Origin of the sequence: Nocardia sp. NBC_01009, assembly GCF_045208035.1 — a bacterium.
In the GTDB taxonomy this organism is placed as follows: domain Bacteria; phylum Actinomycetota; class Actinomycetes; order Mycobacteriales; family Mycobacteriaceae; genus Nocardia.
In genome coordinates this window covers 5,370,583-5,387,438 of record NZ_CP108695.1, presented here as the reverse complement: position 1 = coordinate 5,387,438, position 16,856 = coordinate 5,370,583, and the positions used below count along the sequence as shown (strand labels likewise).

Genomic DNA, 16,856 nt, shown 5'->3' with positions numbered 1-16,856 from the left:
CCGGAGGTCAGGTCCCATGGCACTGCTACGCGGGGACGGCGGCTCGCTGGGTGACTTCGTAACCGATGTGCTGCGCGGCATTGTCGACAGCGGGCTGCGTGGCAGGAGCCGACAGGCCCGGTTCGGCAGGCAAGTACGCGACGGCTTCGCTCGCCCCGGGCTGCGGGGTGGGATCGCGGCTCGGCTCTTCCGCCGCGGCAGCGGAGGTTCGCCGCCAGAACGCCAGACGACTCTTGCGGACGCCCCTGAGTCGACGACTGCGGCGTGGACGCTGCACGGCCGGGAAAGTGCCCAAGGCATCCGATTCCCAGTCTGCGGGCGCCCATGGCGCGTCGTCGGTCGGAATCCAATGACGCCGACGTCGACGTTTGGCCTCCAGATACGCGGCGGCGCGTGCGCTCAGTGGACGGGTGCGCAGCGGAACCACAGTCACCGCAAGGCCAGCCAACCGAAAATCCTCGGCCTTGGCCGGGTTGTTGGTCAGCAGCTGCACCGATCGCAGCCCGAGTTGCACCAGACTCTTGGCCGCGTGGTTGTACGTGCGGGCATCCGCCGGGTAGCCGAGTGCCTCGTAGCTGGCGAAGGTGTCGCTGCCGGTGCGCTCACTCTGCTGATAGCCGCGCGCCTTGGCGATCAGCCCGACGCCGCGGCCCTCCTGCTCCAGATACACCAGGACGCCCGCGCCTGCCGCCTGGATGAGGTCGAGTGCCTTGTCGAGTTCGGGCCCGCAGTCGCAGTCGTCGGAGCCGAGCGCATCACCGTAGAGACACCGGGAATGCACCCGCACCAGGCACCCGTCGGTGAGCTCACCGAAGACCAGTACATATCCGTACTCGGCGCCACCGGCGACTTCCATGACAGAAACCTGTATTTCGCGTCCCTTGCGGGCGAACCGATGAGTGGTCGCACCGAGTAGGGACCCGGCTGTGATCAATGCTGCCCCGGACCCGAGCCGGAGCGACGCCGTTGGATGTGCGTGGTCACGACGGGGACTGTAGCGGATGTGTGGTGTCGTGCAGATGAAGTGCGAGGCATGGTGGTAAAAAGTCGCAGTTCACGATGATGCGATGCTCACCGGTTCGCGGCATAACGCTCGACGATCTGGTCGATATCGCCGGTCAGCGGCATGGCGCTCGGCACGTCACCGAGCTTCTGCGTCAACAGCATGGCCGCGGTCGCCCAGTCGAGGTCTTCCCGGCCGAGCGACCCCTCCGAAACGACCACCCGGTAGGCGAGGGCCGCGGAGAAGGCGGCCGCCGCACCCGGCGCGTTCTTGAGTGCCCGCGGAAAATGTGTGACGTCGACGTTGAGCCGATCCGATCGCATCGCACACTGGAATTCGCCGACCGTGCACACCGCGCCGACCCCGAGCCCGCGCAGCCGCTGCGCGACATCGTCGCTCGACGCGGTGGTCACGGCCGGGAGCATTTTGTCGAGCTCGTCGGCGGAACCCACCAGGTAGTCGACCGCGTCGAGATAGCGATAGAGATCCTGTGGTACCCGCAGACTCGGGGTCGGACAGACGATCAACCGCGGTTTGGGTCGCATGCTCGCGACCATGGCCAGCACCTGTCCGATGATGCCGATCGGGTGTTCGAATGTCAGCAGCACCACATCCGAGGCGCCGAGCGCCGCACGCACATTCGGACCATCGAGATCCGCTCCTTCCAAGCGGACCCGATCGTCCTGCACACCGATCAACGCCATGTCGCCGCTCGAGGTCATGATGACCGCGGTGATCGGTGAGGGTGCGCGAGTGGCGGTCTTGATCAGCTCGGTCCTGACACCGGCCGTGTCGAGGTATGCCCTGATGCGACGGCCGTTTCCATCGTCCCCGAGCGCCGAGACGATGCTGACCTGGAGTCCGAGGCGCGCGGCCGCCACCGCCCGATTGAGCCCTTTGCCGCCGGGATGCTCGCTGTAGCCGTTGCCGCGAGCGGGCGCGTCCACCGCGGGTATGCGGTCGACACGGAAGAGGTGGTCCATGACCGCGTCACCGACCACCGTCACCATGCCCGGTCGGGGCTGCGAGTTCGGCAGCGTCACTACGATTTTCGGCGTGGGGGCCATCTGCGGGATGGTGTAGCTGGATTCGCCTGCGAGCAGGCCGGCCAGCGCGGTGAACGCGTCGTGCTCCGAGGAGGTGCGCAGCCGCTTCACCGTCGGTGCCTCGGGAATGGCCTCGGCCCGCAGCGTCTCGTGCAACTGCTGCCACATCTCGGCCAGATACTCCCGCCGCTGCCCGAGGTTCTCGGCGTAGAGGCGATCGAGATCGATTCCGTCCGGGGGGCTTTCACGAAACAACCCGAGCGAGAGTGCCGCATCGGCGATCAAGCGGTCGGTCGGCTGCAAGCGGCGTGCCATGTCGCTGACGACGGGCAGCATGGATTCCTCCGGTGACCGGCCCGTCCGCAGCGCGCGCTGCCGGACGACCACCAGGTCGAGCAGAGGCTCGACATCGATCTCGGTGTTGCGCAAGCGATCCGAGCTCAGGCCGGAGTACTTGCACAGCCGCGTGAGGATATTGCGTATCGCGACCATGCGAGAGTCCTGCGGAAGGTTCTGCAAGTTCCGCCCCTCCCTGGGTGCTGTCGATTCGTTGTGCTCTGCCGGCGAACTACCGGACGATCGGGGTTTAGCGCGAACACGATCCGGCAATCCCCAACTTACTCCGGCAATTGACCATCATGAAGGGCAAATGCCACACTGGTTTTCGGCGATCTGATCGCCCACCAGACGACTCGGGAGGGTTTGGTGATGAGGGTGCTGCTCCTGATGCGACATGCTCGGCGGCGCGGACAACACTGCGTCGGCGACTCCGACACCGAGCAGGAGACCAACCGCGCCACGGTCTAGGCGAACGGTTCGCGTTCACCCGGACATCCGACAGAAATCAGCCACCGTCGTCCGCTCCGCTCCGCTTCTTCCGATGGCAGCGAGACCCGGTCGATGCGAGTTACTCGGATCCACCGGGGCCCGACGCTCCCCGGCCGCAGCATCGGCGACGATTCCTCCGCCCATGGAGACAGCCGTGACGATCTACGAAAGCAGCCGGTCGATGACCAGCAGCGTCACGCCCGAATGGGCATGGCGAACAGGCCCCGAGGAACCGGCGTGGCGACTGAGCTGGTTGCCCCATCCACTGACCCGCGAACAGGCACTGGCCGGCATGGAACTGCAGGAGATCCTCAGCCATCCGGACCTGGCATCGGACCCCGCCGCGCAGGCGCTGGCCGATCGACTCGGAATCACCGTGCGGCAAGCCATCGGCCTGTTGCATCAACGGATGCTCGACAGGAGTCATTCGTGACCATGTTGTACCCCCCAGAGCTCACCAGGCTCGAGCTATTGCACCGGAGGCACCCATGAACGTGCATATGACCGAATGGACGATGATCAGTGACATAACCCCCGAATCTGCGTACAAGACCACCGGATCGGGGGCGGCAGTGTGGTCGTTGAGCTGGCTGCCCGACCAGCTGCTGACGAGGGAACAGGCGTTGGCCGGCATGGAACTCGACGAGATCCTCAGCGATCCGAGCGGCGTGCATGACCGGGATGCGCACTTCGAAGCGACCAAGCGAGCGGACACCATCGGCATCCGCTGGGAGCAGGCGGTGATCCTGCTGTCCAAGCGGATCCTGGCGCGTATGCGTCAGTATGCGGGCGAGATGCCGGAACCTGCGGGTGCGGCGGCCGGTGCACCGGTCACGACCGGGCGCACCTTCCGCTCACGCCGCATTTCGCTGCATCGCAGTGGGCCGCCTCGAGTGCTCGGATAGCAACGCGGCACACCATGCAAGGCTGCACCGAATGCCGCCGCAGGTGTCAGGCGCGATCGCCGTGCTCGGCGCCGATCGCGTCGGCGATCGATTTGTACCCGTTGTCGCGCAGCCGGGCGGCGATGCCACGGTGGATGTTGCGAGTCCAGAAAGGGCCGCCGTAGATGAAGCCGGTGTAGCCCTGCAGCAGGGTAGCGCCCGCGAGGATCCGCTCCCAGGCCTGGTCGGGGGTTTCGATACCGCCGACGGAGATGAGGACGAGGCGGTCGCCGACGCGGCGGTAGAGGCGGCGGAGGACATCGAGGGAGCGCTCGGCGACGGGAGCACCGGACAGGCCGCCCGCACCCATGGCTTCGACCTCGGCGACAGGAGTGTGCAGACCGTCGCGGCGGATGGTGGTGTTGGTGGCAACGATGCCGGCCAGGCGCAGTTCGACCGCGAGGTCTGCCACCGCGTCGATGTCCTCGTCGGAAAGATCGGGGGCGATCTTCACCAGCACCGGAACCTGCACGCTGTCGAGGACGGCCTGCAGCACCGGGCGCAGCGATTCGACGGCCTGCAGGTCACGCAGGCCGGGGGTATTGGGGGAGCTCACGTTGACAACGACGAAATCGGCGAGCGGACCGAGCAGTGCCGCGCTGATCGCGTAATCGGCTGCGGCGCCCTCCGGTTCGACGATCTTCGTTTTGCCGATGTTTGCGCCGACCGGGACTACACCGCGGCGGCCACGCAGCTGCTCGGCCGCGGCGGCCGCGCCGTGATTGTTGAAGCCCATCCGGTTGATGAGGGCATGATCGGCGGGCAGCCGGAACAGTCGCGGGGCGGGATTGCCCGGTTGGGCCCGGGCGGTCACTGTGCCGATCTCGGCGAAACCGAAACCGAGCGGTGCCCACGCGTCGACGCCGTCGGCATTCTTGTCGAAGCCGGCGGCTAGGCCGAGCGGCGCGGGGAACTCGACGCCGAAGGCGGTGTTGCGCAGGATCGGATCGTCGGAAACCAGGACCTTCGACATTGCCCAGCGCGAGGGCGGGAAGCGGTCGGCCAGTTTCATTGCGGCAAAGACCAGATGGTGGATGCGTTCCGGTGGTAGCAGGAACATCAAGCGCAATAGCAGTGCGTACATCGGTTCACATCCCCGGTTCGGGCTGGGGTAGCAGCGCGGTTTTTCGGCGGCGCAGCAGCACTCGGCGGCTGCCGTCTGTATAGGCGCGCACGCGCGAGAGTTCCCAGCCGCCGAATTCGGCTTGAATGGCCAGCCGCATGGACGCGGTCACCCGATTCACCTCCGGCGGTAGTCGCAGCGGCACGTATTCGTAGTCGTCACTGGTGGTTTCCCAGCTCGCGGGGAGCGCCGCGCGATGGCCGCGGGTCCTTCGGTGCTGTGGTGGTTGGTCATCCTTCGGCGCCATCACTGCCCTCCCTTCCGCTGGTCCGCCCGGATTCGCTGCAGACCGTTCCCGGTCGCGGATCCGACGAACAGATCGCCGGTGCGCTCGTCGATGGCGACCGAATTCGGCTGCCGGACCGTCGAAAATCGGCCCACTTCCTTCGGTATACCCGTCGACAGATCGAATCCGACGACTTCGTTGGTCTGCGTGCACGTCACCCACACGGTCTCGGACCGCTGGTCGTAGGCAAGCGCGTAAGGCGACGATCCTACCGGGAAACGCTGCCGCAGGACGAGCGGTCCGGCCGTGTAGACCAGCAGTTCGTTACCTGCAGTGTCGGTGACGACGATGCGGCCGAAGTGGTCGGTGATCAGGTTGGTGGCGCCGTCCCCGGCGCGCAGAGCCAACCCGAGCTGGTCTTTGCCCAGGTCGAGTTCGGTGAGCGAGGTCTGGCGGCGGTCGAGCACACTCACCCGATCGCCGGTGAGGGCCAACGCGTCGGCCGAGGCAAGCCCGGACACGGTGTCGAGGACCTCGCCTGCGGGAGACAGGACGCGCACCTTGCCGTCGGCCGTGCCGACGACGAGTGCGCCGTCGCCGCGTTCTTGCACCGCGTGCACGTCACCCTCGACGGTCACCGCGGTGGTCGTCGACGCCGCGGCGTCGACGCGCAGCACCCGATTCGGTAGCGCGACAAGAACTTCGCCGTCCTGTCCCGAGGCGAGGGCAGCGGCCTTCGCGGGCAGCGCGACCGCGCGCACCACAGGCGGGCTGGTGGCCGGGTCGATGAGCAGCAGCGCCGTCGCGCTGCTGTCGAGCGCTGCGAGCAGGCCGGTTCCGGTGACGACGAGCAGGTCGGTGATCGGTGTGGTGACCGACAGAACTTGATCGGCCGGTGCGGCGGTCGTATCCGAGGAGACCGCGGCGGTGGCCGGTGGTCTGGTCGGCAGATCTTTACCGTCGGTGTCGGAGGAGCATCCGGCCAGCAGCACCAACACCGCGACACCCGCAATGGCCGAGGGGACCGAGCCGCGAGGGCGCATCCACCGAACTCCTTCTACCGACGTACTACCGACCGATCATCCACAACATCACCATCTGACCATGATGGCGCACCGGCGCGGCCGACCGGGGTGGCGGCTCGAGGAGAATGTCGGTGTTCGGGGTTACGGTTAGGTTGAAACAGTGTCCAACTCAGGGAGATCCGGTTGAAAGCCGACCACCCATCGGGATTTGCCATCGATGACATAACCGTTGGTCCGTTTGCTCACGGATTCGGCACCACCGCCGACGGCAGGCCCTACGCCTTCCGCACGGTCCGCTCGACTGTCACGCTGGAGATCTACCGTGCCGACCTCGACAGCGACGTGCCGGGCCCCGAGGACGTCGTCGCGGTCGCCCAGGCCCGCGTGACCGACATCGATCTCGACGACGAACGCAGTGTGGTGGCGCTGGTGCGGGACATGATTCCGGACGCGGCGCCGGTCGAAGCGGCCGCCGAGCGTGACATGACGACGGTGCGGGCGCTGCTCGGACGAATCAGTTCCGTCATCGATGGTATGTAGATGGTGATGCCAACCACACGATTCGCCCGTACCGCGCTGACCGCAGCGGCCCTCATCACGCTGGCCTCGGCCGCGGCATGCAGCTCGGGACCGGACGAAGCGGCCGTCGACGCCGCGCGCTCCTCGGCCAACGCCTCACTGTCCTCATCGGTCGCCGCCTCCTCGAGCGCCGCGCACCGGCCACTGCCGACCGCCGCCGAACTGGACGCGCAGATCAAACGCGCACTCGACCCGGCGCTGCCCGACAGCGAACGCACCGATCTCATCGAAGACGGCGAGGTGTTCAAGGACGCCATCCCAGACATGTACAAGGCGCTGCAGGACAATCCGCGCGCCGTGTACGGGGTCACCGACCCGATCTTCGACAACCGCGACGGCACCTTGACCGCGACCATGCGCCTGGACAAAGACGGAACCGGTTCCGCCGTGCGCACCACCGTGGTGCATTTCGTGCTCATCGACGGCAAGTGGAAGATCTCCCGCACCGATCTGTGTGGCATCCTGCGCTCGGCCGATTACCGCACCCCGGCCTGCGGCTAGTGCTGGATACCGGCCTGGCACGGTGGGGCCATGTCGTCTATCGCCACCGGTATCTCGTGCTCGCGGTGTTCGCGCTGGCCGTTGTCGCCTCTGGCTGGTACGGCCGTGATCTGGCGGGCAGGCTGACCCAAGAGGGCTGGTTCGACGAGAGCAGCGAATCGGTGGCCGCCTCCAAGATCGCCGACGACACCTTCGGTCGCGATACCGACAGCGACATCATCGCCGTCTACACCGCGCCCGAGGGCAGCACGGTCGACGATCCGGCGGTGCGTACCGCGGTGACGACCGCACTGAATCAGGTGCTTGCCCGGCACCCCGACCGGGTCCAGAAGATCGACAGCTATTGGGACAGCCCGTTCGCCGTGCAGGCCACCGACGCCTCGCACACCCGCGCCTTCGCCAGCATCGGATTGCGCGGTGCAGGCACCGTCACCGTGGAGAACTACGCCGCGATCAAGGACGAGCTGGGCGCGGGACGGGCCGGCGGCGGGCCCGGTGGCACGACGGTGCAGCTTGCCGGGTTGCAGCCGGTCGTCGAGGGCATCAACCAGGGCATGCAGCACGACATCAAACGCGCCGAAATGATCGCACTGCCGATCGTGGCGATCCTGCTGTACTTCGTCTTCGGTGGGGTGATCGGCGCACTGCTTCCCGTTCTCATCGGCGGGATGACGGTGCTCGGCACACAGGGCACCATGCGCGTGCTCACCGACCACATCAATGTCAACGTATTCGCCAGCGCGGTAGTGACTTTGGTCAGTCTCGGGCTCGCCATCGATTACGGGTTGTTCACTGTGACGAGGTTCCGGGAGGAGTTGGCCGCCGGTCACACGGTGGAGGAGGCGACCGCGCGCACCGTCGCCACCGCGGGGCGCACGGTGTTGTTCTCGGCGGCGATCATCGCGATCAGCCTGGGCGCGTTGTTCATCTTCCCCATCGGCGTGCTGCGCTCGGTGCCCTACGGCGGCATCAGTTCGGTATTGCTCGCCGCGCTGCTGTCGGTCACCGCACTGCCCGCGGTGCTCAGCATCGTCGGACGCCGCATCGATCTGTGGGGCTGGCATCGCTTCTCCCATAGCAAAACCGAAGCCCAGATAGATGCCGGATTCTTCTCGCGGCTCGCCACAATGGCGATGGGGCGGCCGTGGCTGGTCGCGGCGCCGATCGTGCTGATGTTGCTGGCGCTGAGTGTCCCGTTCCGCCACATCGAGTTCGGCGGGCTGAGCGAGCGCTATCTCGCCGAGGACAATGCGGCCAGGGTGGCGCAGGAACGCTTCGACGAGCTTTTCCCGAGCTTCCGCACCGAACCGCTGAAACTGGTGGTGATCGGCGCGAATCCGCAGCAGCTCAGTGATATCCGGTTCGAGGCCAACCAGGTTCCCGGGCTCACCGGGCGCTTCGAACCCGGCGCGCCGACCAAAGACGGCATCAATGTGCTCAACGCGGGCCTCGCCGACAAGCGTGACGCCGACGCGGTGATCGCCGCACTGCGCGCCATCCCCGAACCGTCCGGCGTCGAGGTCATGGTCGCGGGTGTGCCTGCGCTGGAGCGCGACAGCATCAACGGATTGCTCGACGGGCTACCGGTACTGGCCGCGATCCTGGTGGTCGCCGCGCTGGGACTGATGTACGCCGCGTTCCGATCCTTCGTCCTCGCGCTCAAGGCCGTCCTCATGAGTGCTCTGAGTCTAGGCTCCACGCTGGGCATCCTCACCTGGATTTTCGTGGAAGGCCACGGCGCGGGGATCTTCCATTTCACCCCGGGCCCACTGATGTTCGCGGTGCTGGCGCTGATCGTGACGGTCATCTTCGGACTGTCCACCGACTATGAAGTCTTCCTGCTCTCGCGCATGGCCGAGGCCCGCGCGGGCGGCGCCGACCCACCCGAGGCGATCCGCTACGGCATTGCCCACACCGGCGGCGTCATCACTTCCGCCGCGGCGATCCTCATCGTGGTGACCGGCGCGTTCGGCTTCTCCGACCTGGTGCTGATGAAGTACATCGCCTACGGCATGATCGCCGCGCTGATCATCGACGCGACGGTGATCCGCATGTTGTTGACGCCCGCGGTGCTGAAACTGATCTGGCGCTGAGCCGAAGGAGAGCGATCGTGCGTGCGATCAAGGGTGCGAATCTGGTTGTGGTGTTCCTGCTGGAGCTGGGTGTGCTTGTGGGGGTGGGAATCTGGGGGTTCACCCTGCCTGCGGACACCGCGACCCGGATCGTCGCGGGTCTGGGCGCGCCCGCATTGTTCACCCTCATGTGGGCGCTGTTCGGTGCCGGGACGACCGCGAGATTTCAGCTGTACGGCGGATGGCGTCTGGCCCTCGAATTGTTGTGGTTCGGCGGTGGCGCGCTCGCCTGGTATCAGGTGGCCGGGCCGATCGCCGGCGTCGGATTCTTCGCGATGTGGGCGATCACGGCCGCGGTGCGCGCCGGTGCGCAGGGTGGACTGATCGTCGATATTGGGCAGGCGGAAGTCTTCCCGACAGCGCGTGACCGCCGCTAGATCCGTGCCGCTGCCGGCCGATCACACGTAGGTCACAACCGCCATCCTCCAACGCCGAATACGGGGGCCCGATTCATACTGCCTCTCGGCAGGACAACATCCGGGCGCCGGTGCGTACGCACGGCGTCCCAGTCCGTGGCCGAGCGTTGTTGCACTGCTCGCGGCAACCACCCTCGTCGGTGCTTTGCTCCCCGACCCACGTCATGACAACTTCGGCCGTCCGGGGCTTCGACCCGAGGACCGTACGGCTCAGCGGCGGACCGGCAGGACGAGTTGGGCGCCGGTTACCGGGTGGTCGAGTACCTCGACGGGGTGTTGGTAAACGCGACTGAGCAGTTCGGTGGTGAGGACGTCGCGAGGCGGGCCATCGGCAGCGACGCGGCCGGATTCCAGAACGGCGACACGATCGGCGTAGGCGGCGGCGATGCCGAGGTCGTGCAGGACGACGACAACGGCCGCGCCTTCATCGGCGCGGGTGGTTGCGAGGTTCAGCACGGCCTCCTGATGGCCGAGGTCCAGGGCGGCGGTGGGTTCGTCCAGAAGCAGGGTTGCGGTGTCCTGGGCGAGGACGCGGGCCAGCGCGACGCGCGCGCGTTCGCCGCCCGACAGCGTCGGAAACGACCGGGCCGCAAGGTGTTCCACGTCGGTGGCGGCCATGGCGGCGGCGATCTTCTCGTCGTCGAGCACACGCAGCCGGGTGCGCACCCATGGCGCACGTCCCATGGCGACGACTTCGCGCGCGGTGAATGGGAACCCGACGGTGTGGCTCTGCGGGAGCACGGCGCGCCGGCGCGCCATATCGAGCGCAGACCAGTGGGCCAACGACCGCCCGTCGAGTTCGACCGTCCCTTCGGCCGGGGCGAGCTCGCCCGCGAGGGCGGCAAGCAATGTGGACTTGCCGGCACCGTTCGGGCCCACCAATGCGACGACCTGCCCGGCAACGACCTCGAAGTCCACCGCCTCGAGCACACGACGACTTCCCGATCCGGTGGCATCACGTCGATCGATGCTCACACCGACAGCGCGCAGCGTGACCGAATCCCGTTCGTGCGCTACCGGCAGCTCGTGCGTCCGCGCAAAAACCCCGCCGAGCCCGTGCCGCATGCCGCTCATGTGTCGCCCCCAACGACCACGTCGGCCACGCGGCCGGTTGTCGCAGGCGATTCATCCGTCCATGCAGGGACCCCCTCGAGACCGAAGGGCATGCCTGTCACACGGTGACTCCGGCCGCCACGTCGCCCAGCTCCGGATGACTGGCTTGTTTGCGCGCTGTGCAGACCGAACCCGCGGGGACGTCCCGAGACCACGCCGTCGCGCCGCTCAGTGCGGGAGGACATGTCCGAGTCCGCAGCAAGCAGCAGAGCCTGTCGGGACTGTTCCGACCGTGCCGCGCCATCGAAACTCCGGTCAGTACTCTGGCGGCAGCCGCCACGCAACGACCACCAGCCGTTTACCGGCGCAGAAGCCGCGGCCGAGGTACGCGGGAAACGCGTCGATGAGCCGGTCATGCCCATCCTCCCGCGCGGGCGCGTGTTCGGCGCAGCAGCCAGAAGAAAAAGGGGCCGCCGATGAGGGAGGTGAGCATGCCGAGGGGGAGGTCAGCGTTATCGACGAGGGAGCGGGCGCCCACGTCGGCGGCAAGCAGGACCACCGCGCCGATGATGGCGCTCAAGGGGATCAGGACGCGGTGGGCGGGGCCGACGAGCATGCGGACCAGGTGCGGGACGATCAAGCCGACGAACAGGATGATGCCGGTGAAGGCGACCCCCGCGGTGGCCAGGATCGCGACGACCAGGATGACGTTGCGGCGCAAGCGTTCTACGTCGACACCCAGATGGCGGGCGGCGGACTCGCCGAGGGCCAGCAGGTCCAGGCGCGGTGCGATGAGGATCGCGGCGAGCACGCCGACGGCGGTGAGTGGCGCGACCACGCGCACCGAGTCCCAGGTGGCGCCGTTGAGGCTGCCCAGCTGCCAGAACACGATCTGATCGCGGGCGGCGGGGGAAGCGACGAACAGCAGGAAGGCGATGAGGCCGCCTGCGAAGGCATTGATCGCGACGCCGGTGAGCACCAGGGTGACCACCTCGGTGCGCCCATTGGATCGGGCAAGCACATACACGAGCAGGGTGGTTGCCAGACCCGACACGAACGCCGCCGCCGCGACCGACCACGCGGCGACGAACGCGCCGCCGAACACGATCACGGTCCCCGCACCGACCGCGGCACCCGCCGACACTCCGATCACACCGGGTTCGGCGAGCGGATTGGCGAACACGCCCTGCAACAATGCACCCGCTGTCGCCAATGCCGCGCCCACCAACATCGCCAGCACCACCCGCGGGAAACGGACCTGCCACAACGTCACCTCACCGGCAGGATGGGCGGGCATCGGCCCCCAGTCCAGGCCGACCCGATGCAACACACTGCCCGCCACCTCGGCGGGCGTGGTCGGCACCTGCCCGATCGCAGCGGAAGCCAGTGCGAGCAGAACCAGCACGGCCACCGCGACAACGAAGACGATCGCGGTGCGCGAACGGCCACGGGATTTCGGAGCAGTCGGCTGCGGGCTGTACGGCATCGACCGATCGATCGAGGTACTCCCCGACGTCGCTCCGCTCACCACAGCACCTCGCCTGCGCGTGCTGCCACCGGCCTCGGGGTCCCGTTCCTGCGAGACTCTGCGGCGATCCGGCCGGAATCTGTGCCGGTCTGCACCGCCCGGGACATGCCATTGCGGTCGCAGCCCGTAGCCCTTCGACCCGACACCGCCCCGAACAGGTTCGTGCCGAACAGGTCGGTTGCCCCGCGGTTCGGGGCGATCGTTGCCCGGACCGCCGGGGCGGTCGTTCCGATGACGCTCGAACTCGTGCCGAATAGACCGGCTTCGATGCCGAATACACCAGAAGCTGCTCCGAACGGACCCGAGTCCGTTCCATCGACTACTTGCTCGCCACCCACGCTCATGCCGGTCGGGTGCCGTACACGGCCTCGCTCAGGGCTGCGATGACGCGGCCGGTGTTCGGGCCGAAGCTCAGCAGGACCGCGTCGGACATGTCGACCACACGTCGGTTGCGGCCCGCGGGAGTTTGCGCGATGCCGGGGACCTTCTCCAATCCGTCGACCCCGCCGACCGAATGCAGGCCGTCGGTCATGACGAGCAACACGTCGGGGGCGGCGCCGATCATGGCCTCGCTGGTGATCGCGACGAAGGGTTCCTTCAGTCCTGCCACGGCGCCCGCGTCCTTGGCACCCAATGTGGCGATGAGCGCATCCGCACCGGAGCCGGGCCCAGCGAGCATGGTGATGGCGGTGCTGCGCAGGTAGAGGAAGGCGATGGTGAGGGGCTTGTCCTGCCTCGGGACGGCGGCGCTCGCAGCGGCGATCTCGTCGCGGGTGCGCTGGGCGAGAGCCTGCCCGCTGTCGGGAACGCCGAGGGCGCCTGCGACGGCCTCGATCTGGGGCACCACACCGTCCATCGTGCGTTGCGGGTCGAAGTACACGACGGTGACACCTGCCGCGCGCAACTGCTCGCGCACCGCGGGCGCGGCGCTGGTGCTGTCGGTGAGGAACACCGAAGGACGCAGCGCCAGAATGGATTCCACGTTCAGCGAACCGCTGCCTCCGGTCACGTTGGGCACGTTCTGCACCGCAGGGAACGAGGCAGCGGTACTGCGGCCGACGATTTTGGGACCCAGGCCCAACGCCCACACGATCTGCGCGAGGGTGCCGTAGCGGTCGGCGGCGATAATGCGGCTTGCGCTGGTGACGGTGACCTCGGAGCCGTCGAACGACCGCACCGTCGCAGGCAGGGTCGGGGTCGGTTCCGACCCGATCGGCGTGGGGTCGAGATTCGCCAGCTTGGCAGTGCTCTGTCCCTGACGCCCGGAGGTCGTGGCATCGCTGCCGGTGTCGCACGCGGCGACCCCGACGAGGATGGTCAGCGCGAGGACGGCATAGACCGCACGCTCCCATCCACTTCGGACGCCGCCGATCCGTCGCGCCTGGACGGACGCGGGCCCGGACAAGCACGCCGGAGAAGCTGAAGGCCTCGACGTCACACACCTCATGCAGGCAAGGCTAACTTGCGTCATTCCGTGCGTGCACTGACGTCGTCCAGAGCGGCCGCGATGGCCCGCGGCAGTTCGAGAGCCTCCGCGGCGAGCACACCGGTGAGCTGCCCGATGTCGCGGGCGCCGACGATCATGCTCGAGACGCCGGGGCGATCCCGAATCCATGCAAGCGCCACCGCGAGCGGCGAGGTGGCCAGGCCGTCGGCGGCGGTGACCAATGCGTCCACGACCCGGGTTGCGCGCTCGTCGAGCCGGTGGCGGATCTCGGCGGCGGTCGCCTCGTCCGCGCCCCGCGAATCGGCGGGCACACCGTCACGGTATTTGCCGGTAAGGATGCCGCCCGCCAACGGGGCGGACGCGATCAGTCCGACGCCGTGGTGATCGGCCGCAGGCAGGAAAGAACCTTCGGAGCCGCGCGCCAGCAGCGAATACGGCGCCTGCGCGACGGAGATCGGCGCAATGGCGGCGAGACTGGCCAACTGCCAGGCACCGAACCCGCGCACGCCCGCGTACCGGACCCGCCCCGAGCGCACCGCGAATTCGAGGGTCGCCGCGACTTCGTCGAGCGGAGTCCGCGGATCCCAGGCGGCGACGTTCCAGATGTCGAGGTAGTCGGTGCCGAGCTCAAGCAGCGTCCGGTCGAGTTGACGCAGCAGGGTGCGCCGCGAGGTGTCCACCGTCGGGCGGGCCGGTTCCGGCTCGGGCACCGACGGACCTGCGGGCGCAGGCGAAATCCTCGGCAGCACACCGGCACAACCACTGAGCACCAGATCGTCACGCGAGACCAGGTCACCGAGCAGCTCGGCCAGGATCCGTTGCGCCGCACCGCCGCCGTAGGCGGGAGAGGTGTCCACCAGCGTGCCACCGGCATCGGTGAACGCCACCAGCTGCACGGCCGCTTCGTCGGAATCCGTATGCGAACCCCACGTGTGGGTCGCCAAACCTATCCGGGACACCCGTAGGCCACTGCGACCGACCGTACGCTGTTCCATCACCGTGTCCACGATTTCGTCACGGCGCCAAGCCTAGAGCGTGCGAGCGAATGCGGGCGGTCACGTGCACTGTGCGTCGCATTGCCGCTGTCACCGCGTGTCGCGGGCGCGACGGACCTGCGACGGACCGCAGCGCTGGTCACCGCCCCGTCACCCGATCCTCGCTTCGACACTGTACTGTCGCTGCGTGATTGCGGCGGTGATCATGTCAGTGCGACCCGCCTGTGGACCAATTGCCCAGCCGGAACGGATATTTCGGGCAGAAGCGGAGGACGGTACGTGGTCGGCGAGTCCATGACCTGGGTGCAAGCGCTGATACTCGGTCTGGTGCAGGGGCTCACCGAGTTTCTGCCGATTTCCTCCTCGGCGCACCTGCGCATCGTGTCGGCGGTGTTCTTCGGCGACGACGCGGGCGCCTCGTTCACCGCGGTGACCCAGCTGGGCACCGAGGCCGCCGTGCTGGTGTACTTCGCCAAGGACATCTGGCGCATCGTGCGCGCCTGGTTCACCACCCTGGTACGCAAGGTGTCCGGGCCCGCCAGGCAAACCGTGCCGCTCACCGACCAGGTCACCACCAAGCTTCCCATCTTGCGACCCGGCGAGCCCATGCTTCTCGACGAGGACGCGCAGCGCGAACTCGACTACCGCATCGGCTGGTATGTGATCATCGCGACCATCCCCATCGGCCTGCTCGGCTTCCTGCTCAAAGACCAGATCCGCACCGGAGCCCGCAACCTGTGGCTGGTGTCGTTCATGCTGATCGCGTTCGCGCTGGTCATCGCCGCCGGTGAGTACTACGGTCGCAAGATCCGCCCGATCGAGCAGCTGACCACCCGCGATGGGCTGGTCATGGGTTTCGCTCAGTGCCTCGCGTTGATCCCGGGTGTGTCGCGCTCCGGCGCCACCGCCACGGCCGGTCTGTTCCTCGGGCTCGAGCGCGAGGCCGCCGTGCGGTTCTCGTTCCTGCTCGCCATTCCCGCGGTGACCGCGTCCGGCCTGTTCAGTCTGCCCGATGCGTTCGAACCGGCAGGAGAGGGACTCAATGCCAGCGGCCCACAGCTGCTCGTCGCCACGATCGTGGCGTTCGGTGTCGGCTACGCCTCGGTGGCGTGGCTGCTCAAGTTCGTCGCCAAGCACTCGCTGGACTGGTTCGTCGGCTACCGCATCGTGCTCGGGCTGACCATGATGGGCCTGCTGGCGGGCGGGGTGGTGTCGGCGACATGATTAGGCTGACCGCATGACGGTAATCCTGCTGCGACACGGTGTGTCGACTTCGAACACCGCCCGCACACTCGCGGGCCGCAGCCAAGGCGTCGATCTGACCGAGCGCGGCAACGAACAGGCCAGGGCGCTCGCCGCCCGCCTCGCCGCACTGCCCATCGAGCACATCGTGCACTCACCGCTCCTGCGCTGCCAGCGCACCGTCGCGCCGCTGGCGGAAAAACTCGACCTGGAACCGGAATATGACGACCGGCTGATCGAGGTCGACTACGGCGACTGGACCGGCAAGCTGCTGGCCGACCTGCTCACCGAACCACTGTGGAAGGTCGTGCAACAGCACGCCTCCGGCGCGGTGTTCCCGGGGGGCGAAGGGCTCGCGCAGGTGCAGGCCCGCGCGGTGGCCGCGATCCGCGAACTCGACCGGAAATTCGCCGAGCAGCACGGCCACGACGTGCTGTGGGTGGCGTGCTCGCACGGTGATGTCATCAAGTCGGTGCTCGCCGACGCGTTCGGCATCCATTTGGACGGATTTCAACGCATCGTGGTGGAGCCCGCGTCGATCAGTGTCGTCCGCTACACCCCGACGGCACCGTATGTCTGGCGTGTCAACGACACCGGGACCGACCTTTCCGCGCTGGCGGCGTCCAATATGCCACGCCCGGTGGCCGATTCCCGCGCCACGCAGGACGCCGAACCGGTCGACACCTCCGGTCCCGTTCCTGGCGGGGAGGTAGGCGGTACCGGAAGTGCGGATAATGGGAATGCGGAGCGTCGAGATTCCTTGTAAAC

General features: G+C 67.6%; 17 protein-coding genes. 8 read left to right on the top strand and 9 right to left on the bottom strand.

Translation table 11 applies throughout. From position 1 onward, the window contains the following. Nucleotides 1-25: 25 nt before the first annotated feature. The gene (locus OHA42_RS23940) at nucleotides 26-856 is read right to left on the bottom strand and encodes a GTP cyclohydrolase II (RefSeq protein ID WP_406230102.1); all 831 of its coding nucleotides are present in this window, start codon (nucleotides 854-856) and stop codon (nucleotides 26-28) included. 215 nt (nucleotides 857-1,071) lie between these two features. Further along, the gene (locus OHA42_RS23935) at nucleotides 1,072-2,541 is read right to left on the bottom strand and encodes a carbohydrate kinase family protein (protein WP_406230101.1); all 1,470 of its coding nucleotides are present in this window, start codon (nucleotides 2,539-2,541) and stop codon (nucleotides 1,072-1,074) included. 490 nt (nucleotides 2,542-3,031) lie between these two features. Here OHA42_RS23935 and OHA42_RS23930 point away from each other — a divergent pair, with 490 nt between their 5' ends. Both OHA42_RS23930 and OHA42_RS23925 read left to right on the top strand, forming a co-directional pair. Further along, nucleotides 3,032-3,310: a hypothetical protein gene (locus tag OHA42_RS23930; protein ID WP_406230100.1), complete on the top strand. Its 279-nt coding sequence runs from the start codon at nucleotides 3,032-3,034 to the stop codon at nucleotides 3,308-3,310. A gap of 55 nt (nucleotides 3,311-3,365) precedes the next feature. Then, on the top strand, nucleotides 3,366-3,782 hold the full coding sequence (locus OHA42_RS23925; RefSeq protein WP_406230099.1) for a hypothetical protein: 417 nt from the start codon (nucleotides 3,366-3,368) through the stop codon (nucleotides 3,780-3,782). Nucleotides 3,783-3,828: 46 nt separating this feature from the next. Here the strand turns inward: OHA42_RS23925 and OHA42_RS23920 are convergent, their stop codons facing one another. From OHA42_RS23920 to OHA42_RS23910, 3 genes are read right to left on the bottom strand one after another with little or no spacing between them, the layout of a single operon-like run. Next, nucleotides 3,829-4,905, bottom strand: a complete 1,077-nt coding sequence (locus OHA42_RS23920; protein ID WP_406230098.1) for a quinone-dependent dihydroorotate dehydrogenase — start codon at nucleotides 4,903-4,905, stop codon at nucleotides 3,829-3,831. 4 nt (nucleotides 4,906-4,909) lie between these two features. Further along, entirely contained in the window at nucleotides 4,910-5,191 is a 282-nt protein-coding gene (locus OHA42_RS23915) for a DUF5703 family protein (protein WP_406230097.1), read from the bottom strand. Then, the gene (locus OHA42_RS23910; RefSeq protein WP_406230096.1) at nucleotides 5,191-6,213 is read right to left on the bottom strand and encodes a YncE family protein; all 1,023 of its coding nucleotides are present in this window, start codon (nucleotides 6,211-6,213) and stop codon (nucleotides 5,191-5,193) included. The genes OHA42_RS23915 and OHA42_RS23910 overlap by 1 nt, the downstream gene beginning before the upstream one ends. A 165-nt stretch (nucleotides 6,214-6,378) precedes the next feature. On the opposite strand from OHA42_RS23910, the gene OHA42_RS23905 reads away from it, so the two are divergent. Genes OHA42_RS23905 through OHA42_RS23890 form a run of 4 tightly spaced genes read left to right on the top strand, consistent with a single transcriptional unit; the run spans nucleotide 6,379 to nucleotide 9,784 of the window. Next, nucleotides 6,379-6,735 (top strand): hypothetical protein, encoded by a 357-nt coding sequence (locus tag OHA42_RS23905; RefSeq protein ID WP_406230095.1) that lies wholly within the window; start codon nucleotides 6,379-6,381, stop codon nucleotides 6,733-6,735. 6 nt (nucleotides 6,736-6,741) lie between these two features. Then, a complete protein-coding gene (locus OHA42_RS23900) occupies nucleotides 6,742-7,275 on the top strand; it encodes a hypothetical protein (protein WP_406230094.1) in 534 nt (177 codons plus the stop codon). Further along, nucleotides 7,275-9,368 (top strand): MMPL family transporter, encoded by a 2,094-nt coding sequence (locus tag OHA42_RS23895; protein WP_406230093.1) that lies wholly within the window; start codon nucleotides 7,275-7,277, stop codon nucleotides 9,366-9,368. Before OHA42_RS23900 ends, OHA42_RS23895 begins: the two co-directional genes overlap by 1 nt. Before the next feature lie 17 nt (nucleotides 9,369-9,385). Next, nucleotides 9,386-9,784, top strand: a complete 399-nt coding sequence (locus OHA42_RS23890; protein WP_406230092.1) for a YrdB family protein — start codon at nucleotides 9,386-9,388, stop codon at nucleotides 9,782-9,784. A 249-nt stretch (nucleotides 9,785-10,033) separates the two neighbouring features. Here the strand turns inward: OHA42_RS23890 and OHA42_RS23885 are convergent, their stop codons facing one another. The 4 genes from OHA42_RS23885 to OHA42_RS23870 all read right to left on the bottom strand — a co-directional run bounded on the left by OHA42_RS23885 (nucleotide 10,034) and on the right by OHA42_RS23870 (nucleotide 14,846). After that, the gene (locus OHA42_RS23885; protein WP_406230091.1) at nucleotides 10,034-10,897 is read right to left on the bottom strand and encodes a heme ABC transporter ATP-binding protein; all 864 of its coding nucleotides are present in this window, start codon (nucleotides 10,895-10,897) and stop codon (nucleotides 10,034-10,036) included. Between the two features lie 391 nt (nucleotides 10,898-11,288). Further along, entirely contained in the window at nucleotides 11,289-12,362 is a 1,074-nt protein-coding gene (locus OHA42_RS23880; protein ID WP_406239571.1) for a FecCD family ABC transporter permease, read from the bottom strand. 382 nt (nucleotides 12,363-12,744) lie between these two features. Next, nucleotides 12,745-13,809 (bottom strand): hemin ABC transporter substrate-binding protein, encoded by a 1,065-nt coding sequence (locus OHA42_RS23875; protein ID WP_406230090.1) that lies wholly within the window; start codon nucleotides 13,807-13,809, stop codon nucleotides 12,745-12,747. 62 nt (nucleotides 13,810-13,871) lie between these two features. Next, nucleotides 13,872-14,846 (bottom strand): aldo/keto reductase, encoded by a 975-nt coding sequence (locus OHA42_RS23870; RefSeq protein WP_406239569.1) that lies wholly within the window; start codon nucleotides 14,844-14,846, stop codon nucleotides 13,872-13,874. Nucleotides 14,847-15,140: 294 nt separating this feature from the next. Here OHA42_RS23870 and OHA42_RS23865 point away from each other — a divergent pair, with 294 nt between their 5' ends. Continuing rightward, complete coding sequence (locus OHA42_RS23865; RefSeq protein WP_406239567.1) at nucleotides 15,141-16,070, top strand: undecaprenyl-diphosphate phosphatase; 930 nt, start codon at nucleotides 15,141-15,143, stop codon at nucleotides 16,068-16,070. A 13-nt stretch (nucleotides 16,071-16,083) separates the two neighbouring features. Continuing rightward, complete coding sequence (locus OHA42_RS23860) at nucleotides 16,084-16,854, top strand: histidine phosphatase family protein (RefSeq protein ID WP_406230089.1); 771 nt, start codon at nucleotides 16,084-16,086, stop codon at nucleotides 16,852-16,854. Nucleotides 16,855-16,856: the final 2 nt, after the last annotated feature.